At 64.5% G+C, this 20,591-nt stretch carries 18 protein-coding genes; 8 read left to right on the top strand and 10 right to left on the bottom strand.

From position 1 onward, the window contains the following. The first annotated feature begins 54 nt into the window (after nucleotides 1-54). The 6 genes from NCR38_RS07245 to NCR38_RS07220 all read left to right on the top strand — a co-directional run bounded on the left by NCR38_RS07245 (nucleotide 55) and on the right by NCR38_RS07220 (nucleotide 6,640). Nucleotides 55-681 (top strand): biliverdin-producing heme oxygenase, encoded by a 627-nt coding sequence (locus NCR38_RS07245; RefSeq protein WP_061121533.1) that lies wholly within the window; start codon nucleotides 55-57, stop codon nucleotides 679-681. After that, a complete protein-coding gene (locus NCR38_RS07240) occupies nucleotides 681-3,050 on the top strand; it encodes an ATP-binding protein (RefSeq protein ID WP_061121532.1) in 2,370 nt (789 codons plus the stop codon). The genes NCR38_RS07245 and NCR38_RS07240 overlap by 1 nt, the downstream gene beginning before the upstream one ends. Continuing rightward, on the top strand, nucleotides 3,043-3,507 hold the full coding sequence (locus NCR38_RS07235; RefSeq protein ID WP_061121531.1) for a response regulator: 465 nt from the start codon (nucleotides 3,043-3,045) through the stop codon (nucleotides 3,505-3,507). The genes NCR38_RS07240 and NCR38_RS07235 overlap by 8 nt, the downstream gene beginning before the upstream one ends. 74 nt (nucleotides 3,508-3,581) lie before the next feature. Continuing rightward, nucleotides 3,582-5,519, top strand: coding sequence for a response regulator (locus NCR38_RS07230; RefSeq protein WP_061121530.1), 1,938 nt, complete (start codon nucleotides 3,582-3,584; stop codon nucleotides 5,517-5,519). Between the two features lie 144 nt (nucleotides 5,520-5,663). Beyond that, nucleotides 5,664-6,134 carry a VOC family protein gene (locus tag NCR38_RS07225; RefSeq protein WP_061121529.1) on the top strand — a complete coding sequence of 157 codons (471 nt, stop codon included), beginning with the start codon at nucleotides 5,664-5,666 and terminating at the stop codon, nucleotides 6,132-6,134. A gap of 29 nt (nucleotides 6,135-6,163) precedes the next feature. Continuing rightward, nucleotides 6,164-6,640: a VOC family protein gene (locus NCR38_RS07220; protein ID WP_061121528.1), complete on the top strand. Its 477-nt coding sequence runs from the start codon at nucleotides 6,164-6,166 to the stop codon at nucleotides 6,638-6,640. 1 nt (nucleotide 6,641) lies between these two features. On the opposite strand, the gene NCR38_RS07215 is transcribed toward NCR38_RS07220, so the two are convergent. Both NCR38_RS07215 and NCR38_RS07210 read right to left on the bottom strand, forming a co-directional pair. Further along, complete coding sequence (locus NCR38_RS07215) at nucleotides 6,642-7,457, bottom strand: ABC transporter permease (protein WP_061121527.1); 816 nt, start codon at nucleotides 7,455-7,457, stop codon at nucleotides 6,642-6,644. Continuing rightward, on the bottom strand, nucleotides 7,454-8,167 hold the full coding sequence (locus NCR38_RS07210; RefSeq protein WP_061121526.1) for an ATP-binding cassette domain-containing protein: 714 nt from the start codon (nucleotides 8,165-8,167) through the stop codon (nucleotides 7,454-7,456). The genes NCR38_RS07215 and NCR38_RS07210 overlap by 4 nt, the downstream gene beginning before the upstream one ends. A gap of 160 nt (nucleotides 8,168-8,327) precedes the next feature. On the opposite strand from NCR38_RS07210, the gene NCR38_RS07205 reads away from it, so the two are divergent. Next, the gene (locus NCR38_RS07205) at nucleotides 8,328-10,691 is read left to right on the top strand and encodes an AsmA family protein (RefSeq protein ID WP_250476691.1); all 2,364 of its coding nucleotides are present in this window, start codon (nucleotides 8,328-8,330) and stop codon (nucleotides 10,689-10,691) included. 35 nt (nucleotides 10,692-10,726) lie between these two features. Here the strand turns inward: NCR38_RS07205 and NCR38_RS07200 are convergent, their stop codons facing one another. From NCR38_RS07200 to NCR38_RS07170, 7 genes are all read right to left on the bottom strand, one after another. Then, nucleotides 10,727-12,841: a TonB-dependent receptor gene (locus NCR38_RS07200; protein WP_250476690.1), complete on the bottom strand. Its 2,115-nt coding sequence runs from the start codon at nucleotides 12,839-12,841 to the stop codon at nucleotides 10,727-10,729. 204 nt (nucleotides 12,842-13,045) lie between these two features. Beyond that, the gene (locus NCR38_RS07195; protein ID WP_250476689.1) at nucleotides 13,046-13,393 is read right to left on the bottom strand and encodes a DUF2946 family protein; all 348 of its coding nucleotides are present in this window, start codon (nucleotides 13,391-13,393) and stop codon (nucleotides 13,046-13,048) included. 545 nt (nucleotides 13,394-13,938) lie between these two features. Continuing rightward, entirely contained in the window at nucleotides 13,939-14,181 is a 243-nt protein-coding gene (locus NCR38_RS07190; RefSeq protein ID WP_061121522.1) for a DUF2795 domain-containing protein, read from the bottom strand. A gap of 39 nt (nucleotides 14,182-14,220) precedes the next feature. Beyond that, on the bottom strand, nucleotides 14,221-14,487 hold the full coding sequence (locus NCR38_RS07185) for a hypothetical protein (protein WP_061121521.1): 267 nt from the start codon (nucleotides 14,485-14,487) through the stop codon (nucleotides 14,221-14,223). A 228-nt stretch (nucleotides 14,488-14,715) separates the two neighbouring features. Further along, nucleotides 14,716-16,452 carry a ClcB-like voltage-gated chloride channel protein gene (locus NCR38_RS07180; RefSeq protein ID WP_061121520.1) on the bottom strand — a complete coding sequence of 579 codons (1,737 nt, stop codon included), beginning with the start codon at nucleotides 16,450-16,452 and terminating at the stop codon, nucleotides 14,716-14,718. Nucleotides 16,453-16,601: 149 nt separating this feature from the next. Then, on the bottom strand, nucleotides 16,602-17,405 hold the full coding sequence (gene dkgB / locus NCR38_RS07175) for a 2,5-didehydrogluconate reductase DkgB (RefSeq protein ID WP_061121519.1): 804 nt from the start codon (nucleotides 17,403-17,405) through the stop codon (nucleotides 16,602-16,604). Nucleotides 17,406-17,430: 25 nt separating this feature from the next. After that, a complete protein-coding gene (locus tag NCR38_RS07170; protein ID WP_250476688.1) occupies nucleotides 17,431-18,165 on the bottom strand; it encodes a glutathione S-transferase in 735 nt (244 codons plus the stop codon). A gap of 190 nt (nucleotides 18,166-18,355) precedes the next feature. Here NCR38_RS07170 and NCR38_RS07165 point away from each other — a divergent pair, with 190 nt between their 5' ends. After that, a complete protein-coding gene (locus tag NCR38_RS07165) occupies nucleotides 18,356-19,597 on the top strand; it encodes a cystathionine gamma-synthase family protein (RefSeq protein ID WP_250476687.1) in 1,242 nt (413 codons plus the stop codon). 39 nt (nucleotides 19,598-19,636) lie between these two features. Here the strand turns inward: NCR38_RS07165 and NCR38_RS07160 are convergent, their stop codons facing one another. After that, on the bottom strand, nucleotides 19,637-20,575 hold the full coding sequence (locus NCR38_RS07160) for a DmsC/YnfH family molybdoenzyme membrane anchor subunit (protein ID WP_061121516.1): 939 nt from the start codon (nucleotides 20,573-20,575) through the stop codon (nucleotides 19,637-19,639). Between the last annotated feature and the right edge of the window lie 16 nt (nucleotides 20,576-20,591).

The following is a 20,591-nucleotide window of genomic DNA, read 5'->3' as shown; positions in this document are numbered from 1 at the left end:
CCGATGTCTGCACTCCTTTGCCCGCTTTACGGACCGAAGCCAACATAACGGAACATGCCCCTCGAACTTCTGTCCCGTCTGAAGAACGAAACCGCCGCGTGCCATGCGCGGCTCGAGAATGCACTCGACCTCATGCGGGACGACCTGCGTCGCGACGAGTACATTGCGCTGCTCGAACGATTCTATGGCTACGTCACGCCTTGGGAAGATGCGGTAGCCGCGTGCATGCCGGCATCGCTCTCCGACTTTTTCAATGCGCGCCGCAAGGCGGCGCTACTTGCCGCCGACCTCGCCGCGCTGACAGGCGAGACACAGTACGTCGCTTGCGTGCAGCAGGCCGATGCACACGATGATCTGCCGCGCATGCGCAACATCGGCGATGCGTTCGGCTCGATGTACGTGATGGAAGGCAGCACGCTCGGCGGGCGTTTCATCGCGCCTCATGTCGCCGAGCGTCTCGATCTCGCGCCGGGACGTGGCAATGCCTATTTCGACGGCTATGGCCCGCGCACGGGCAGCATGTGGAAGGCGTTTCGCGAGACCGCCGCGGCAAGCGTGCCCGAACGCCATTACGACGATGCGGTGAAAGCCGCCATCGCCACCTTCGACAGCCTGCACGCGTGGCTGTGCCCCGAAACGGCCGATGTCGGGCGTTTGCAGCCAGCGCCCGGAGCTGTCTGATGAGCGCCGCAAGCGAGCCGCCCATCGGCGCAGGGGCTTTGCACGACGCATCGAAGGGACCGCCCGATGCCGAAGCACGCCGGCGCACGCTCAGTTCGGGCGTCGCGAGCAAGGACTGCGATGCCGAGCCGATCCACATTCCCGGCGGCATCCAGCCGCACGGCTTTCTGCTCGTGCTCGGCGACGACCTGCGCATCGTGCAGGTAAGCGAAAACCTTGCATCGCTGACAGGCGCGCACGTCGACGCATTGCTCGGCGAGCCGCTCGATGCCGTGATCGGCGCGGCGGGTGCGCAACGTATCGCGCAGGCGGCGGCCACCTCTGTGCTCGAGGACGCGCCGCTATATATCGGCCCGATCGACGTGACGCCTTCGTCCTCCGAACGCTCGCTGCGTTTCGATGTCACGATGCATCGTCACGAGGGCACGCTCATCGTCGAAATGGAAACCGCCGCCGCCACCGGCGACGCGTTCGCATCCATGTATCCGCTCGTGCGCACGTTCGCGCGCGGACTCCAGGAGGCGGCGACCGTGCAGGCGCTCGCCGAGCTCGCGGTGCGCGAAGTGCGGGGGATCACGCGTTTTGGCCGCGTGATGCTCTACAGCTTCGACGAGGAAGGCCGCAGCCACGTGCTCGCCGAAGACCGCGACGAGGCTTATCCGTCGTTCCTGCATCAGTTTTTCCCCGCGTCGGATATTCCGCGCCAGGCGCGCGCGTTGTATCTGAAGAACCGCATCCGCCTCGTCGTCGACGTGAACTACACGCCCGCGCGGCTCGTGCCAAGTGTGAACCCGGCCACTGGCCGTCCCACCGATCTCACGTACGCGACGCTGCGCAGCTTCTCGCCGGTGCATCTGGAATACATGCGCAACATGGGGACGCACGCTTCGATGTCCGTGTCGATCGTCGTGCGCGGGCAGTTGTGGGGACTCATCTCGTGTCACGATCACGACGCGCGCATCGTGCCGTTCAACACGCGCGTCGCGGTCGAGCATCTCGGGCACATGCTGTCGTTGCAGATCGAAGCGAAGGAGGAGCGCGCCGAAGGCGAGTATCTGGCCGCGCTGCGCCGCACGATGGGCCGTCTGATTTCCGCGATGGGCGAGCACGAGAACTTCGTCGCGGGTTTGCAGGCGGTGCCGAACGACGTATTGAGCTTCGCGCGCTCGGCGGGCGCGGCGATCGTCTTCGACGATCAGATCACGCTGCTCGGCTCGACCCCCGACGAGGACACTGTGCGCGCGCTCACGAACTGGCTCGCCGAGAACACGACCGGCGTGTGGGCGACGGATTCGCTCGCGCGCGAATGGGCGCCCGCCAAGGCGCACGAGGACAACGCGTGCGGCGTGCTCGCGGTGCCGGTCTCGCAGATCTTTCGCAACTATCTGCTATGGTTCAGGCCCGAAATGATGCAGACGATCAAGTGGGCGGGCGAGCCGGTCAAAATAGCAGGCGCCGATGGCGCGAGCACGCCGCGCACGAGCTTTTCGCCGTGGCTCGAGACGGTGCGCGGACATTCCGCAATGTGGCGTCAGGGCGAACTCGAACTCGCCGGCGAATTGCGCGGCGCGCTGCTGAACATCGTGCTGCGCCGCGCGGAAGAGCGCGCCGAACTCGCGACCGAACTTGCACGCGCGAACAAGGAGCTGGAAGCGTTCTCCTATTCCGTGTCGCACGACCTGCGCGCGCCGCTGCGCCATATCGCGGGTTACGGCGATCTGCTGCGCGAGCAGGAAGGCGAGCGCATGTCGGACAAGGGCCGGCGCTTCATGAACAACATGCTGGAGTCGGCGCGTTTTGCGGGCACGCTCGTCGACGATCTATTGACGTTCTCGCAGATGGGCCGCGCGGCGCTCAGGCCGGCCCCGGTCGATCTCGGGCAGCTCGTGCGCGGCGTCGTCCACGAGTTCGAGGCGGAAGGCGCGGGACGGCGCATCGAATGGGTCATCGGCGAGCTGCCGCGCGTCACCGGCGACGCCGCTTTCCTGCAGCTCGCCGTGCGCAACCTCATTTCGAACGCGGTGAAATATACGCGGACGCGGGAATCGGCGAAAATCGAGATATTCGCGACCCGAAACGGCGATGAATACGTGATCGGCGTGCGCGACAACGGCGTCGGCTTCGACATGAAGTACGGCGCGAAGCTGTTCGGCGTGTTTCAGCGGCTGCATCGCGCGGAAGAGTTCGAGGGCACGGGCATTGGGCTTGCCAACGTGCGGCGCATCGTCGAGCGCCACGAAGGGCGCACATGGGCCGAAGGGCGGCCGGGAGAGGGCGCGGTATTCTATTTCTCCTTGCCGGTCGTATTCCGCCATGCGAATGGAACGCAGGGCGGGCCAGGTACAAAGTCAAGAAAAGACCATGCTTAAACCGATTTTGCTCGTCGAAGACAATCCAAACGACCTCGAGCTCACACTCGTTGCGCTCGACAAGAGCCAGCTCGCGAACGAAGTGATCGTCGCGCGCGACGGCCAGGAAGCCATCGACTATCTCACCTGCGAAGGCGAGTGGAAGGAGCGCGCGCCCGGCAATCCGGCGGTGATCCTGCTTGACCTGAAGCTGCCGAAAATCGATGGTCTCGAAGTGCTCGACATGATCCGCTCGAATGCGTCGCTGAAGAGCGTTCCGGTGGTCATGCTGACGTCCTCGCGCGAGGAACAGGATCTCGTGCGCAGCTACGAGCTCGGCGTGAACGCCTACGTCGTCAAGCCCGTGGAATTCGCCGAGTTCGTCGAGGCGATCAGCGACCTCGGCGTATTCTGGGCGGTCCTCAACGAACCGCCGCCGGGCTCGACACGCTTCCGGCGGCCGCCGGCCGCGCAATGATTGCAGCGCCCATGTTCGCGAACTCGCCCGGTCCGATGCGCCAGCAGGCGTCCTTTGAAGAGGACGTCTAGATCATGCAGCCCCTGCATCTGCTTCTCGTCGAAGACAACGCACTGGATGCGGAGCTGACGATCGCCCAGCTGGAGCGCGCGGATTACGCGGTCGATGCGTCGATCGTGTACGACTCCGCGGCGTTCATCGCCGAGCTCGGGAAAAAGCGCTTCGACGTCATCCTCGCCGATTTCGTGATGCCCACGTTTTCCGGCATCGAGGCCCTCACGATTGCGAGCGAGCGCTCGCCGGACACGCCGTTCATCTTCGTGTCGGGCTTGCTCGGCGAGGAGCATGCCGTCGACATGCTCAAGCGCGGCGCGACCGACTACGTGCTGAAGCAGCGACTGCAACGCCTGCCCGCGGTCGTGCGCCGCGCGATGCGCGAGAGCGCCGAGCGCGCGCAACGCATCGCGGTCGAGCGTGCGTTGCGCGAGACGGAGACGCACTTCCGCCTGCTCATCGACGCGCTGAAGGATTACGCCGTCATCACGCTCGATCCCGAAGGGCGCATCCGCACGTGGAACGCGGCGTCCGAGCGCATTCTGGGCTTTCCGGCGCAGGACGTGCTCGGCCAGTCCGCGAGCATCTTCTATGCGCAGGAAGACCGCGAAGCCGGCGTATTCGATGCCGAGCTGGAGACGGCGCGGCGCGAAGGCAGCGCGAGCGACGACCGCTGGCTCTGGCGCAAGGACGGCCATTCGTTCTTTGCCTCGGGCGTGACGACGGCGATCCGCAGCGAGCATGACGAGCTGATCGGCTTCTCGAAGATCGTGCGCGATGCGACCGACGCCCACATGGCCGCCGACGCGCTGCGCCTCGCGAAAGATCAGGCGGAATCCGCGAATCGCGCGAAGGACCATTTTCTGGCGGTGTTGTCGCATGAGCTGCGCACGCCGCTCACGCCGATTCTCGCGGCCGTGCGCCTGCTCGAGATGAAGCATTCGCTGCCGCGCGAGGCGCATCCGACACTCGATCTCATCCGTCGCAATGTCGAGCTCGAAGCGCGTCTGATCGACGATCTGCTCGATCTCACGAGCATCGCGCGCGGCAAGCTGTCGCTCAATTTCGCGAGCGTCGCGCTCGATACCTTGCTGACGAGCGCGCTCGACATGTCCGAGGCCGATCTGCGCGCGAAGGGCCTCACGCTCGAAACGCGTTTCGACGCGGACCGGTTCGTCGTGCTCGGCGATGCCGCGCGCCTGCAGCAGATCGTCTGGAACCTGATGAAGAACGCGGTGAAGTTCACGCCGGCGGGCGGGCGCATCGACGTGCGTACCTGGAACCCCGACCCGTCGACGATCGCGGTTTCGGTGACGGACAGCGGCATCGGCATCAGCGCGGAGGCGCTGCCGCGCATCTTCTCCGCGTTCGAGCAGGCGGACGATTCGATCACGCGCTCGTTCGGCGGCCTGGGGCTCGGCCTCGCGATCGCGAGCACGCTGGCACAGAAGCACGGCGGCACGCTCTCCGCCTATAGCGAGGGGCGCGACACCGGTGCGCGCTTCACGCTCACGCTGCCGCTCGCAAGGGTCCAGCCCGCGCACGAGGACGCGCCGCTCGTCGAGGCCGCGAGTCGGGAGCAGGGGCGCGCGCTCAAGGTGCTGCTTGTGGAGGACAACGAGCAGACGTCATCGGCGATGGCCGAGGTGCTGGAAATGCTCGGCCACGAAGTGACAGTCGCCGTGACCGTCGCCCAGGCGCTCGAGCGCGCGCAGAGCGGGCCATTCGATCTGCTCGTCAGCGATATCGGCCTTCCGGACGGCAGCGGGCTCGACATCGCGCGCGCCTGGCAGACCGTTCAGCCCGACAAGCCTTCGGTGGCGATCACGGGTTACGGCATGGACGAAGACATTCGACGTTGCCGCGAAGCGGGTTTTCGCGACCATCTGACCAAGCCCGTCAATTTCTCGCGACTCGAGGCGCTCATTCAATCGCTCGCTGACCGGCCTTCGAAATAAGCTATCCCCCAAGGCGAATCCGCGGCTGCAAACAAAATTTGACGGTGGCGTGCGTAGTCGTGTCGATTGACCGGCTGTCCGTTCGTTGTAGCGTATGAGGGCCGCGCCAAACCCGGCGCGCTTCATCCACAACACGGAGCCGATATGTCCACTTCCGCTGTCAAGCCCATCCCCGAAGGCATGCATTCGCTGACCCCGCACCTCGTCTGCGCGGGCGCCGCCGAAGCGATCGAGTTCTACAAGCGCGCGTTCGACGCCGTCGAGCTCGGCCGCATTCCCGCGCCGGACGGCAAGCTCATGCACGCGATGGTCAGAATCGGCGATTCGACGCTGATGCTAGTCGATGAATTTCCGCAATACGGCTCGGTCGGTCCGAAGGCGCTGAAGGGATCGCCGGTCACGATCCACCTGTATGTCGAAGACGTCGACGCCACCGTGAAGCAGGCCGAAAGCGCGGGCGCGAAAGTGACGATGCCCGTCGCCGACATGTTCTGGGGCGATCGCTATGGGCGCGTGGAAGACCCGTTCGGCCATCAATGGTCGGTCGCGACGCACACGCGCGACGTCACGCCGGAGGAAATGAAGCAGGCGATGGGACAGCAACCGTGCGCGTGACGCACGATTCCACGAATGGAGATCCGCACATGCACAAGATTTCGCCCTGTCTATGGTTCGAACGCGCCAACGCCGAAGAGGCCGTGAACTTTTATGTCGATACCTTCAGGAATGCGCGCATCACGGAGATCATGCGTCATACGGAGTCGAGTCCAGGACCGGCGGGCAGTGTGCTCGCCGTCCTGTTCGAACTGGAAGGCGAGGCGTTCCTGGCGCTGAACGGCGGCTCGGAATTCAAGTTCACGCCAGCCATCTCGATGTTCATCAAATGCGACACGCAGGAAGAGATCGACCACTACTGGGACAAGCTGTTGGACGGCGGCCAGTCGATGGCCTGCGGCTGGCTCACGGATCGCTTCGGCGTGACGTGGCAGGTCGCGCCGAGGCGCCTGCTCAAGATGCTGCAGGACCCGGACCCGGTGAAAGCCGATCGCACCATGAAAGCGATGCGCGAGATGATCAAGCTCGATATCGCGGCGCTCGAGCGCGCTTACAACGGCGAGTGAGCTACGCGGGGCGCTTGCGGGGTTTTCGTTCCACCAGCTTCGACGCCATGAACCGGTGATCGGCCGAAAAGAGCCGCCGATACGTCAGCACGACGGCCCCGACCACGCCGAGCCCCGACGCCGCCGCAATCAGAAACATGATGACGATCTGATAGCGCACCGCCTGCAACGGCGACTGCCCGGCCAGCACCTGGCCCGTCATCATGCCCGGCAGGCTGACGAGACCGACCACGGCCATCTGGTTCAGGGTCGGAATCATGCCCGCGCGCACGGCCTGGCGCGCGGGCCCCTGCGCCGCTTCCCAGCGCGAGGCGCCGAGCGCAAGCGACATCTCGACCGCCGCGCGTCCGGCGGTCAGTTCCTCCGTCATGCGCTCGATGCCGAGCGACACGCCTGTCAGCGTGTTGCCGAGAATCATGCCGAGAATCGGGATGGCGTATTGCGGCTCGTACCACGGATGAATCCGAATCACGATGAAGAGCCCGAACGCGCCGATCAGCCACGAACTGCTCCAGATGGACACGATGCTGTCCGCGCGCTGGCCCGCGTATGTCCGCCGCCCGCGGCCGGATGCGGCAAAGCCGGCGATGATCGTCATCAACGCCATCAGCGGCAGCACCACATACCAGCGATCGAACGCAAACACCCAGCCAAGCACATATCCGATCAGCAGCAGCTGGACGACGGTCCGGACCGCCGCGACGAGCAGCTTGCGCTCGAGCCCGAGATCGAGCGCGACCGACAGCGCGCCATTGACGACAATCAACGCCGCCGCGAGGCCGATATCGAAAAGACTGAGGTTCTGGTAGCCGCTCATCGCGTCTCGCCTCCGAGCACGCCCGCGTTCATCGTCAAATGACGCGTCGCGACGCGCCGCGCCTGTTCCGGGTCGTGCGACACCCAGATGCACGCGCGCTGCGGGCCGGCGTCGGACCAGGCACCGACGAGCGCTTCGATCGAGCGCGCCGATGCCGGATCGAGCGATGCGGTCGGCTCGTCGAGGAGCAGCACATCCGGCGCGAGTTGCAGCACGCGCACGAGCGCCGCAATCTGCGCTTCGCCGCCCGACAGATCGCCCGCGAGCTTGTCGAGGAAGTCTGCGCCGCGCCCGGCCGCCTGCGCCAGCCGCATCGCCGCGTCGGGATCGAAATGCGCGTCCCGATAGGTTTTCAGCGTAAACGGATAGCGCAGATTGTCCTCGACGGTGCCATCGAGCATCGCGGGACGCTGCGCGATATAGGCGACGCGCCGCCGATAAGCCGGAATGCGCGAGCGCGCGATGCGCTCGCCGAGCCATGTGACATGGCCGGCGTCGCACGCATCGAGCAGCGCGAGCGTGCGCAGGAAGACGCTCTTGCCGGAGCCCGACGGCCCGGTGATCGCCGCGCGCTGGCCCGAATAAAGCGCGAAGTCCGTGGGATGCAGCAGCACCGCGCCGCGCAGGGCGTCGCGACGCACGACGCCGTGCGCGGCGACGAGTTCCACGGGAGGCGAAGGCGCAAAAAGCGGCGATGTCGCGTCGGGCATCGATTGATGTGGGGGTCTCGTTCTTCGGAGCCGACATCTTACGGACATTCGGCGTTCAACGGCTGATCAACGACTGATCAACGACTACATAACCGCTACGCCCGCACGGGCACACTATGTGCTGCCGCACTCATGATGAGAAAAAACGGATGGAGCCGTCATGCCGCAGGCCAGAACGACCGGAAAAATCGGAAGGATCGTCGCATGGTTTTTTGCCGTTCTGGCGGTTCTGATCGCGATACTGGTAGTCATCTTCCTGACGTTCGACTGGAACCGTCTGCGGCCTTGGGTGGATGACAAAGTGTCCGAGGCGATCGGCCGGCGCTTCGAAATCACGGGCGATCTGAAAGTGGGCTGGCGCCGTCCGCCCAACGAAACGGGCTGGAAACGCTGGGTGCCGTGGCCGCGGTTCTCCGCTGAAAAAATCACCATCGCCAATCCCGACTGGACGCGCCAGAAATTCTTCGCAACGCTCGACGAGATCGACTTTCAGGTGGCCGTGCTGCCGCTGCTCGCACACGACATCGTGGTGCCGACGATCAATCTCGTGAATCCGTCGATCGATATCGAGCGGCTCAAGGACAATCGCAACAACTGGACTTTCAAGTTCAAGCAGTCGACCGAGCCGTCCACCTGGAAGCTGAAGCTCGGCGATATCTCGCTCGCGAAGGGCACCGTCGACGTGCACGATGAAGTCACCAAGGCCGAGATGCAGGTCGTCGTCGATACGCTCGGGCAGCCCGTGCCGATCGGCGAGGCGATGAAGCAGCAGGAATCGGCGTCCGCGAAGTCGTCGGCGGAAATGGTCGGCAAGAGCGGCGCGACGAAGCTCAACAAGCAGGCCGATGCGGCGGCGGCGTCCGAAGCGTCGGCGGCATCGGCTGCTGCCGTCGCGAACGCGTCCGCGCCGAACCCGGCGAGCACGTCGGCGAATACCAGCATCACGACCAAGGAAGGGCCGAAGCCGCCGGTTCCGCCGTACGCGTTCGGCTGGAACGTGAAGGGCACGTACAACGGCGGCAAGGTGTCCGGCGACGGCAAGCTGGGCGGCGTGCTCGCCGTGCAGGACGCGACGCGTCCGTTCCCGGTGCAGGCCGACGTGCGCCTGGGCGATACGCATATTGCCTTTGTCGGCACCGTGACCGATCCCGCGCATCTCGCCGCGCTCGATCTGCGGCTGTGGATACAGGCCGTGAGCATGGCGCATCTCTATCCGTTCACCGGCGTGACGCTGCCCGAGACGCCGCCGTTCGCCACCGAAGGGCGGCTCACCGGCCAGTTCCGTGAAGACGGCAACGTGTTTCATTACGAGAACTTCACCGGGCGCGTGGGCGGCAGCGACATCAACGGATCGCTCGTCTATGCCGGGAAGAAGCCGCGGCCGCTCTTGCAGGGCGAGCTCGTGTCGCATCTGTTGCAGTTCAAGGATCTCGCGCCGATCATCGGCGCCGATTCCAACGCGAGCAAAGCCAAGCGCGGCGATACGGAAAAGCAGCCGACGTCGAAGGCCCTGCCGACCGAAGAGTTCAAGACCGATCGCTGGAAGGCCATCGACGCCGACGTGAAGTTCACCGGCGAGCGCATCATCAAAAATCCGGATCTGCCGATCACCAACCTGTACACGCACGTTCTGATGACGAACGGCGTGCTCTCGTTCGAGCCGCTCAGGTTCGGCGTGGCGGGCGGCTCGCTCGCATCGAACATTCATCTCGACGGCAGCGCCGCGCCGCTCAAGGGCCGCGTGTCGGCGCAGGCACGGCATCTTAAGCTCAAGCAGCTTTTCCCGACGGTGAAGACGATGCAATCCGCGCTCGGGGAGATCAACGGCGATGCAGCGCTCTCCGCCACCGGCAATTCGCCCGCGGCGCTCGCGGCGACATCGAACGGCGAGGTGAAGGCGCTTATCACGCAGGGCACCGTCAGCCGTCTGTACATGGAGGCGGCGGGGCTGAACGTGGCGAACGTCGTGTATGAAAAGCTCTTCGGCAAGCGCGATGTGAACATCAACTGCGCGGCGGCGGATTTCGTCGTGACCGACGGCGTGCTCGATTCGCGCGTCTTCGCACTCGATACCGACGACGCGGTCATCAACGTCGACGGCACCATCAATCTCAAGACGGAGGACATGGATCTCGGCGTCCATCCGCACACGAAGGGCCTGCGCGTTTTCTCGTTGCGATCGCCCCTCTACGTGAAGGGCACGTTCAAGGATCCGCATGTCGGCGTGAGTCCGGTTCTGGCGTTGCGCGGTGCTGCCGCGGTGGGCTTGGGCCTCATCAATCCGTTCGCGGCCCTGATTCCGCTCATCGCGCCGAGCAACAACAAGCCGCTGCCTTGCCAGCAGATGCTCGCCGATATCGGACGACCGCCGAGCGCGCCGCCGGCCGGCCAGAAGCAGCAGGCGAAGGCGGCGCCGGCCTATATGTCCTCGGATGCGGCGGCGAGCGGCGCGGCGAAGGACAAGGGCGCGAAGAAGCCCGCCGCGCCTGCGCCGGCGAGTGCGGCGCAGTATCGGGGAAGTTGACCGGGTGACGCACGTGCCGGTCGATTGCCGCGCGGTTAGAACGCGTACCGCACGCCCGCGAACACACTGCGGCCTTCGCCCGGATAAAAGATCGCCGTCGACGCCGCCGTTTGCGCATTCGCGATAGTGCTGATGTCGCTCACATAGCGCTTGTTGGTCAGATTGCGCGCATCGAGAAAGACCGACAGGCCGTTGCGGAAATCCATTCCCGCCTGCACGCCGAGGAGCGTATAGCCCGGCACGCGAAGCGTGTTGGCGTCGTCGGCCCAGGCGCCCGCCGGCACCCAGTCGACCGATGCGGACACGTGAAATCCGTTGGGCCGCGAGTAGCCGAGCACCGCGCGAATCACATTGACCGGCACGCCCGCGATGCGGTTGTTGCCGTACTGCGGATCGTCCTTGAAGCGGAAGTCGCTGAGATTCCACAAGCCGGATAGCGTGATCTTGTCGCCGGCGCCCGGGTGCGTAACGTCACGCCACACATCCACCGATACCCCCGCCTCGATGCCCTGCAGCACCGTCTTGTTCGCATTGAAGGTCGATGCAGGTATGTCGGGATTGGTCGTGTATTGAAGCAACTGGTCGCGCACGAGCGAGCGATACGCGGTGAGGTCCCAGCTCACGCGATCGCGTGTGCCGCGCGTGCCGAGTTCGAGCGTCCACGCGTGTTGCGACGTGAGCGGCGTGAAGCGCGTGGTGTTCGCGAAGGTCTGCGTGAGATCGGTGAAATCGGGCACGTCCTGGCTGCGGGTGATGTCCACATACGCCTGGATCTCGCGATTCGGCTGCCACATCACGCCGAGCTTGGGATTCACGCCGCTGAACGTCTCGCTCGCCGACTTGTAGTTCGGGTCGGCCGCGAGGCCGCCGTGATCGACGTACTTGCGCACGTCGCGCAAAGCCTTGAAACCGGCCATCAGGGCGACCGTCGGCAGGAGGAACAGGCGGTCCTCGACATACGCCTCGTAGTTGTAGGCGCTTTGCGTCGAGTCGAGTGTCTGTGCGCCTTCGTTGCCCGACACGTTGACGTACTGCCGCGCCTGCGTAGTGCCGCCGAAGAAGCGCGCGCCGGCGATGACGTCGTTGCGCATCCCGCCGGCGTTGAATGTCGCGGTATAGCGCGGCGCGAAGCCGTAGGTCCAGCCGTCCTGATCGATGACCTGGAAGATCGGGTGATACAGACTCTTGTGGATGGCCCAGGTGACGAAGTCGAGCTGGCCGGCATCGAGCTTGACCGTCGTCTTGTTGGCGATGCGCTCGGTGCGCGTATCTCGCGCCTGATCGCCGGAAAGTGCGCTCGGCGATGCCTTGGTCGGGTTGTTCAGCGCGTCGCTCAGCGACAGCGTGCCGGGAAGCTGCTGGTCCACGACATACGCGCCGAGATAGGAGCGCGTCTCGACATCCGGCGAGAAGCGATAGCCGATATTCGCGTTGAACTGTTCGTACTGGCCGCGCTCGTGATCGCGATAGCCGTCTGCATGATTCACGGAGAACGTGCCGATGAAATCCAGCGGCCCCATCACGCGCGAAAACTGCGCGCTGCCCCGCACCGTGCCGAAGCTGCCGCCTTCGAGCCGCAGGATGTTGGGCGCATCGGCGGTGTAGGCGCTGGGGGTCACGAAATCGATCGCGCCGCCCATCATCGACGATCCATACGCCAGGCCGTTGCCGCCTTTATAGACATCGGCGGACTGCAGCGCGAGCGGATCGATCTGGTAATAGTCGCCGCTGCCATCGGCGAGATTGGTCGGAATGCCGTCCTGCAGGATCTCGAGGCCGCGCGTATGGTAGCCGCGCGCAAGCCCCGAACCGCGAATGGACACGCGCAGCTCCTGTCCGTAGCGGTTCTGCACGAAGACGCCGGGCACGTTCTTGAGGACGTCGCGCAGCGTGAAGGCGTAGGTGTTCTGGTAGTCCGCGCTGTCCACGAAGCCGACGGAGCCGACCGTCTGATCGAGCGCGCGCTTCTCCTCGGCGACGTTGTGCGATGTCAGCGAATGTTGCGCCTGTCCCTTTACGATCACGGCGGGGAGCGCCGCGGGCTCGCCGGTTTCCGTGGTTTGTGCGGCTTGAGCGAAGGCGCGCGTGGCGAACAGCGCGGTGATGCTGATGCCCGTGACGAGGGCGTTTTGCCGGACGACTCGCTTCATGGTTGCGTCCTCCCGATGTCGATTGATCGGGACGCGCAATCGCCGCGCGTGTGCGTGTGCAGATGTACGGACGGCACGAAGCCGCCGCTCGCTGAAAGAGTGAGCATGGTTCTTCTTCGAATTCGTGATGAAAACGCGTGGCGCGACGCTACCGGCGCGCGACGCCATTCGACGCCGCGATGGCATCGATCCGTTTGGACGAAGTCAGATGAGAACCGGTGGAGCGCGTGATTGCGCTGTGGTGAACGCAGGAGCGGGGCGCTCGACGCTAACGAGCGCGACGACGACGGTGCGGCGCGCCGGGACATCGAGCGTCGCCGAGGCGCGTGCGCTCGAAATCGCGGGCGCATGCGCGAAGAAATGGCAGTAGCCGCAGGCCTGATCGTCGAGATGAGCGAGCGTGTCCGGTGCGTGATGGCCGGCTGGCTCGACCTTCGACCCATGCACCGAGCAGAGTTCGGCGCTCAGGTCACCGGCGCGCGCATCGGCCGCGAGCAGCTGCGAGACCATCGGCGCGAACGTGATCAGCAGCATTGCGAGCAATGCCAGCACTGAACCCGTTCGTTGATGGAAGCGACTGCGCATGGAGGAAGGCGTGTTCAAATCCGGAGTGCGGGATTATGCCACCCGGTTACTTCGTATTAGAAAGCCAAAGCGCATAAATTCCGGGATCAGACGGCGGGCATGACGTCGCGGGTTGTCCACACGAACTGGGGAGCACTCTGTTGAAAAGGCGCCCAAAAGTCTGCTAAATGACTGGCGCCCAAGGAAAAGTCAGGTGCGCTTCACGACGCGTCAACACGTGCCGGCCTCTGCATAACTTATCCCCAGCGCAAGGGGAAAGGGCTGTGGAAAACCGCTTGGCGACTCGTCTAGTTTCTTGATTTCGCGGCGTAATCCCGGCGCGACGCGGATCGCGCCACGTTTTTGCCATCCCGAGCTTCGCCGATCCGACGCCCGACTTATCCACAATTTCTGTGGATAGCAGTGTTGAAAAGGCTCGCGTATCGTCGTTAAGTCTTTGATGAATAACGTTTTGTATGACCTGACCGGAACCGTGCGAGCAACGGCGCCCATTTCGTTCGCAACGGGGACGATCAGACGGAAATGCCCGGTCCGCCGTTGCTGCCGAGCAGTTGCTCGACGGCGTTCGCGTCCGGGTAATCCTGTTCGGGCAGCCCGTCGAACACGGTGATGACGTCATTGGAGACGCCCGCTTCGCGTGCTGCATCGACGATCGCGTCCTTGTTGGCGGGATACTTCACGAGGCGCAGGACCTGGGCGATTTCATCGTCGATCGGTTCGTCGTTCAAGGCGTGGTTTGCGTGCGTGTCGGTCATTCCGAGGTCCAGAGTCGAGTCAGTGGAGAGAAGGGTGCGTCAGGTCTGCACCTGAATGGGCTGGCTCGCCATGCCGTGGTTCGGCGCTCGGGACTTGGGCAGCGGCACGTGACGCCAGCGCGCGTGATCGAGGTCCTGCGCCGAGACGTCGGGCGCGGGCGGCGCAACGGGCGCGGCGTTCACACGCAGCGCGGCGCGCGTCGCGGCAATGGTGGCGGTGGATTCGTCCGTCGAACCCGTGTGCAGCGGCGCGGCATAGCACGAGACCGAAACCAGGGCCATCGACAACAACGTTGAGGTCTTCATAGGGCAACCCCTCCTCACGTAAGCAGCGTAAGGCACCAAGCAAAGCCTATGCCGGTGCGCCTATGCGCTGCCCGCCGTGCGCGCGGTCCGTTCGGACGATGCGCGCACGGGCGCGACGAGTGGGCGTCGCGCGGACGTATTTCGAGTGAATTCTGAAGTCGGTCCGACTCGCGCGAAAGACGCGCGCACGCGTCATTGCGCGCCGCGAAATTGCATGGCTGCGCAGTTTCAGCGCGACGTCGGGTTCAAACGGAAGTATGCGTCCAGAAGAGATGTTTTGTACACGACGCCGAGCAGGAGCGGCTGCGTCTTTTTCTCGATCACCGGAAGCCGCTCGCCCTGGAATGCGAGGAAGTGCTGGAGCGCCTCGCCGAGCGACATGTCGGGCGTGAGGACGTCGAATTGCGGCTGGAGATAGTCCGCGGCGGTCTTGGTTTTGGTGTCGTGCTCGTCGAGCAGATCGGAGGTGATGTCCTTCAGGGCGACCACGCCGCGAAAGCGCTCGGCTTCGTCGACCACGTAGAGATACTTCACCGGATATTCGAGGAAGACGCGCGTCATGTCCTTGATGTTCGCGGTGAGCGGCACGACGGTATCCGCAGGCTTGACGAGCTCGCGCATCTGCGTCGCGGCGAGGCGCAGGCGCTCTTTTTCTTCACGATTGCGGCGCAGCGTGACTTCATACATCGACGTCTGCTCGGACGTGCGCGCGATGAAGTAGGCGATCACGCACGAGACCATCAGCGGCAGCATGACCTGATACGAGAGCGTCATCTCGAAGATCATCAGGATCGCCATGAGAGGCGCGTGCGTGGCGGCGGCGAGAAACGCGCCCATGCCGACCATCGCGTAGGCGAAGGGCGCGGACGTCGAGTCCGGCCAGATCGTGTGCACGCCGATGCCGTACAGGCAGCCGAGCACCGCGCCGACGAAAAGCGTCGGCGTGAAGATGCCGCCGACCGCGCCCGAGCCGGCGGTGGCCGCCGTCGCGATAAGCTTGAAGACGAGCACGGTGAGCAGCGCGGTCCACGTCCACGGCTCGTGCAGCAGCGAGTTCACGACTTCATAACCGTTGCCCCAGACCTCGGGCCACCAGATCGAAATCACGCCGACGATCAGCCCGCCGAGCGCGAGGCGCAGCGGCAATGGCAAGGGCAGCGTCGAAAAGCGCTTTCTCGATGCTGCGAGCAAGCGCAGAAAATGTGGCGCGAGCACGCCCGACAACAACCCGAGCACGACGAAGAGCAGCACTTCGACACCCGTCACGGTCGGAAACACCGGCATCTCGTATGGCGGGCGATAACCGGCGAACTCGCGCATCGTGATATTGGCGACGACCGACGAGACGACGATCGGTCCGAAGCTCTCCATCGCCATTGAGCCGAGCACGAGCTCCGTGACGAAGAACGCGCCGGCGATGGGCGCGTTATACGCCGACGTGATACCGGCGGCCGCGCCGCAGGCGACGAGCAGGCGCAGGCGCGGCGGATCGAAGTGGACCCAGCGCCCGATGAGCGACGACGCGAGCGCGGCGAGCTGCACCATCGAGCCTTCGCGGCCGATGGAACCGCCGCTCGAAATCGTGATGAGCGAGGACAGGCTGCGCCAGAGACTCTGCCACACGGGCACGACGCCATCGCCGATGGTGACGGCTTCCATGTAGTCCGTGCTCGCGTTCTTGCTCGCGTGCTTGCGCGCGATCAGCAGACACGCACCCGCGATGAGGCCGCCCACGGCCGGCAGCAGGATCCGCACGGGCCAGGGCAAGGTATGCGCGAGCGCGACGAGGCCTTCCGAAGGATTGCCCAGCAGACGTTGCAGGATCTGAATGCCTTCGCGAAAGACGGAAGTCGCGAAGGCGCCCGCCACGCCGACGACGACCGCCCAGACGAGCATCGTATGCGAGTCCGACAGACGGAAGAGACGTTGCGCGCGAGTCCGCAGCTTGAGCAGGAATGAGAGCACTTTTGCTGAATCGTGGAAAGCTTAGAAGCAAACGGAATAAGCGACTCGCAAGGATAGCATTGCGCCGTGCCGGAACGCGCTCGAAAACGCCCGCGACGGACGCAAAAAAGCCCGGCGTTCACGGCCGGGCTGCGTTGGACGCGTGCGTGTCACCACTTCGGCGCGAACGGCGGATTCGCGTGACGCTTGCCTTCGTCGAGCGCGTCGATCCTTGCGATGTCGTCGGCGTCGAGCTTCAGCTTCTGCGCGTCCCAGTTCGCCTGCTGATGCTCTCGATTCGTCGATGCCGACAGCACCACGATATCGCGCGACAGGAGCCACGCGAAGGTCACCTGCGCGGGCGTCGCGTTGTGCTTTTGCGCGATCGCCTTGAGCGTCGCGTCCGTATGCGCGCGGCCTTCGCCGAGCGGCATGTACGCGGTCACCTTGACGCCGAGCTGCTGCGTCGCGTCGACGAGCTTGCGGTTCGCGAGAAACGGGCTCACCTCGAACTGGTTCGTGACGATCTCCTTGCCGCCCGGCGCCTGCAGCGCCTCTTCGAGCAGCGGCGCGGTGAAATTCGACACGCCGTAATGACGGATCAGACCGAGCTTCTGTGCTTCCTGCATCGCGGCGAGCGTTTCGGCGATCGGCACCGCGCCGTCGGGCGACGGCCAGTGCACGAGCGCGAGATCGATCGTGCCGATATCGAGCTTCGCGTGACTGTCCTTCAGGCTCGCGATGAGCGCATCGCGCGAGAGCCGCTCCCACCAGACTTTCGTCGTGACCCAGATGTCGTCGCGCGGCACGCCCGATTCGCGCACGCCCTGACCGACGGCAGCCTCGTTGTTGTAGAACTGCGCCGTATCGATATGACGGTAACCGATCGAGAGCGCGCTCTTGACCGCGTTCGTGGTTTTCGCGGCATCGACGCGGAACGTGCCGAGACCGAAGGAAGGAATCGTTTCTACCATGCTGGCTCCTGGGTTGCGTTGGGGTTCAAGCGTCCTGATCGAGTTCGGGATAGTGCCGGAAAATGCCCGACTCGTTGAACGGGATACGCCGTTCGGAATCGACGTAAGCCGCGATGTTCGGCCTTTGCAGGACCGCGTCGTGAATCGCCGCGACGCGCGGATACTGTGCGCCGAACTTCTTCATTGCGCGCGGGAAAGCGTAGTGCAGGCCGTCGACGATCTGGAAGACCGACAGATCCACGTAAGTCGCCGCATCGCCGATCATCTGCGTGTCGCCGTGCGGGTTCTGCTTCAGCACGCGCTCGAAGTACTTCATGAACTTCGGCACGCGCTTGTCGAGAAAATTCTGCGTGCGGATCTTTGCCGCGTCCATCTGATCCTCGTAGTAGAGATCGGTCGCGAGCGGATGATGCGTGTCGTGCACTTCGGTGACGAAATCGGCGATCGTCAGTTGCAGGCCATGCGCGACGTAGCGCAGGCCTTCGTCCTTCGGCGCGAGTCCGAGCTTCGGTCCGAGATAGAGCAGAATGTTCGCGACGTGCGGCACGATCAGCTCGCCGTCTTTCAGGAACGGCGGGGCGAAGGGGATGTGCGGCTCTGTCTTGCTGTTCAGGACTTTCATCATCGCGTCCATGCCGTAGCCGCGCTTACCCGATTCACGCGCGACGTCGATGTATGGCGCGCCGGCATCTTCCAGCGCGAGCCGGACGAACTCGCCGCGGCCCTGCAATCCGTTCCAGTAATGGAGTTCGTAAGTCATGTGAAAAGGCTCCTCGGGAAGGTGTGCCGCGTTTGCGGCGACAGTGGAGTGTGCGCGTTTTCAACGTGCGACGAAGCGCGCGTACGGAGAATCGGGCGAGCAACACGCGTTCCTGTTTGACGGCGACGCCATGAATCCGCCCAGATCGTGCAAAATTGATGTTTTGTGTTTTCGACGCAGCGGAGAAGGGATGGACAAGCAAGGCTTTACCACTGGCATCGTTCACGGCGACAGAAGCGTGGGCGTCGAGCATGGCGGCGTGCGGCAGCCGATCCACACATCGGTCCAGTACGGATTCGAGCGCGTGGAGGATCTGATCGGCGTCTTTCAGGGCACGAAAAAAGGCGGCTTCAATTACGCGCGTCAGGGCACGCCGACGACCGCGGCGCTCGAGCGCAAGATCACGAGCCTCGAAGAAGGCGTCGGGTCGATCTGCTTCAGCACCGGCATGGCGGCGCTGACGGCGGTGTTCCTCACCTTGCTGCGCGCGGGCGATCATGTCGTGTCGAGCCGCTACGTGTTCGGCAACACCAACAGCCTTTTCGGCACTTTGAGAACGCTCGGTATCGACGTGACGATGGTCGATTCGGCATCGGCCGCGAACGTCGCGGACGCGATCCGGCCGAACACGCGCATGGTGTTCGTCGAGACCATCGCGAATCCGGGCACGCAGATTCCCGACCTCGCCGGCATCGGCGCGTTGTGCCGCGATGGCGGTCTCGCGTATGTCGTCGACAATACGATCACATCGCCCGCGCTGTTCCGGCCGAAGGCGGTCGGCGCGAGCCTCGTCGTCAATTCGTTGACGAAGACCATTGCCGGACATGGCGCGGCGCTCGGGGGCGCAGTGACGGACACGGGCCTCTTCGACTGGAGCGCGTACCCGAACATCGCCGATGACTACCGCCGCTCGCCGCCGAAGGAGCAAGGGCTCCTGCAGATTCGCAAAAAGGGGCTGCGCGACATGGGCGGGTCGCTGTCGTCGGAGCAGGCGCATTCGATCGCAATGGGCGCGGAAACGCTCGCGCTGCGCGTCGCGAAGTGCAGCGAGAACGCGCTCGCGCTCGCGCAATTTCTCGAGCAGCACGAGGCTATCGGGCGGGTGTTCTATCCGGGGCTGAAGAGTCATCCGCAATACGAGATCGCGCAGTCGCTGTTCAAGGGCGCGTCGTGGCTGCTGTCGTTCGAATTGCGCCACGCGGATCGCATGATCGAAGTCGTCAACGCGCTGCAATTGCCGGTCAAGGCGACGGGCCTCGGCGACACGCGCACGCTGATCATTCCGGTCGCGCCGACGATCTTCTTCGAAGCCGGCCCGGAAGTGCGCAAGTCGATGGGCATTTCGGACGGCATGCTGCGTTTGTCCGCAGGTATCGAAGATACCGACGATCTCATCGCCGATTTCGATCAGGCGCTCAAGCTCGCGGTGTAGCAAGGAACGCGTGCCGTACGGCACGCGTCTTCCCGCCAATCACGAAGCGCGCGCGTAGTAGATGTTCTGCGGATGCCGCGCTTCGGCAAAGAAGAACCATCGCTCGGCGACGAGTCCCAGATACTGCGTGACCGACGCGAGGCAGAACAGCGCCACGGACTGCGCGCTGATCCCGAGCAGCATCAGCACGAACGGCACGCCGAACGCGCCGACGAGAAACGTCCACTTGATGCGCGCGATCGCTTGCGCCGATCGTCCATGAAAGAACTCGCGCAGATTGAACGCGCCCGCCGTGAAGCCGCGTGATTTCTGCACGACGTTCGGTCCTTTGATGCCCGTCGCGCTTTGCACGGTCGACTTCGGCCGCAAGCGGGCATTGCGCTTCAACGCGGCGACGCGCGTCGCGCAGCCTGCGAGCGTCAGGGTGCAGGCGCAAGCCGCAAGCCCCGCCGCGAGCGACGGCGCGAGCCACGCGGCGCAGGCCGTCGCAAGCGTGAAGCCGGACGCGCAGCCGAGCAGCACGAAGTTGACCATCGTGAGCGGCGTAGCCCATTCCTGCAGGAAGCGCAGGCACGCGTAGATCATCGCGGTGCAGACGAAGAGCGCCGCCGACGCAATCACGCCGATCACGCCGATGACGAGCGCGCCCGGCGTGCCCAGCCAATGCGCGATGCCGTACAACGCGTCGCACGCGAGAAACGCGGGCAGGCAGAGGCATTCGCGCGAGAGCCATGACGTGCGCCACATCGCGATCGCACGCCAGGCGCGCTCCGGATGCCCGAGATGAAAGAACGAAGCGATCAGCCCGAGCCCGCCGAGCACGACCGACAACGCCGCGCCGATGACGAAGAACGTCTGCGCAGGCAACCCGGTCAGACCGAGCTTCGCGAAAATTTCGACGCCGACGAGCGCGATCAGCAAGCCTTGCGCGGCGCCGCTCAATGTCGTGAGAAACACGACGGAAAACGCGGGTTTCATGTTCGAGCTCCGATGA

It is taken from the genome of Caballeronia sp. INML1, assembly GCF_023631085.1.
GTDB lineage: Bacteria > Pseudomonadota > Gammaproteobacteria > Burkholderiales > Burkholderiaceae > Caballeronia > Caballeronia turbans.
This window is presented reverse-complemented; position numbering and strand designations above follow the sequence as displayed.

Bases quoted from the DNA above. Each gene is read 5' to 3' on its own strand.
- NCR38_RS07245 (WP_061121533.1), top strand. From the start codon at position 55: ATGCCCCTCGAACTTCTGTCCCGTCTGAAGAACGAAACCGCCGCGTGC.
- NCR38_RS07240 (WP_061121532.1), top strand. From the start codon at position 681: ATGAGCGCCGCAAGCGAGCCGCCCATCGGCGCAGGGGCTTTGCACGAC.
- NCR38_RS07235 (WP_061121531.1), top strand. From the start codon at position 3,043: ATGCTTAAACCGATTTTGCTCGTCGAAGACAATCCAAACGACCTCGAG.
- NCR38_RS07230 (WP_061121530.1), top strand. From the start codon at position 3,582: ATGCAGCCCCTGCATCTGCTTCTCGTCGAAGACAACGCACTGGATGCG.
- NCR38_RS07225 (WP_061121529.1), top strand. From the start codon at position 5,664: ATGTCCACTTCCGCTGTCAAGCCCATCCCCGAAGGCATGCATTCGCTG.
- NCR38_RS07220 (WP_061121528.1), top strand. From the start codon at position 6,164: ATGCACAAGATTTCGCCCTGTCTATGGTTCGAACGCGCCAACGCCGAA.
- NCR38_RS07215 (WP_061121527.1), bottom strand. From the start codon at position 7,457: ATGAGCGGCTACCAGAACCTCAGTCTTTTCGATATCGGCCTCGCGGCG.
- NCR38_RS07210 (WP_061121526.1), bottom strand. From the start codon at position 8,167: ATGCCCGACGCGACATCGCCGCTTTTTGCGCCTTCGCCTCCCGTGGAA.
- NCR38_RS07205 (WP_250476691.1), top strand. From the start codon at position 8,328: ATGCCGCAGGCCAGAACGACCGGAAAAATCGGAAGGATCGTCGCATGG.
- NCR38_RS07200 (WP_250476690.1), bottom strand. From the start codon at position 12,841: ATGAAGCGAGTCGTCCGGCAAAACGCCCTCGTCACGGGCATCAGCATC.
- NCR38_RS07190 (WP_061121522.1), bottom strand. From the start codon at position 14,181: ATGACCGACACGCACGCAAACCACGCCTTGAACGACGAACCGATCGAC.
- NCR38_RS07185 (WP_061121521.1), bottom strand. From the start codon at position 14,487: ATGAAGACCTCAACGTTGTTGTCGATGGCCCTGGTTTCGGTCTCGTGC.
- dkgB (WP_061121519.1), bottom strand. From the start codon at position 17,405: ATGGTAGAAACGATTCCTTCCTTCGGTCTCGGCACGTTCCGCGTCGAT.
- NCR38_RS07170 (WP_250476688.1), bottom strand. From the start codon at position 18,165: ATGACTTACGAACTCCATTACTGGAACGGATTGCAGGGCCGCGGCGAG.
- NCR38_RS07165 (WP_250476687.1), top strand. From the start codon at position 18,356: ATGGACAAGCAAGGCTTTACCACTGGCATCGTTCACGGCGACAGAAGC.
- NCR38_RS07160 (WP_061121516.1), bottom strand. From the start codon at position 20,575: ATGAAACCCGCGTTTTCCGTCGTGTTTCTCACGACATTGAGCGGCGCC.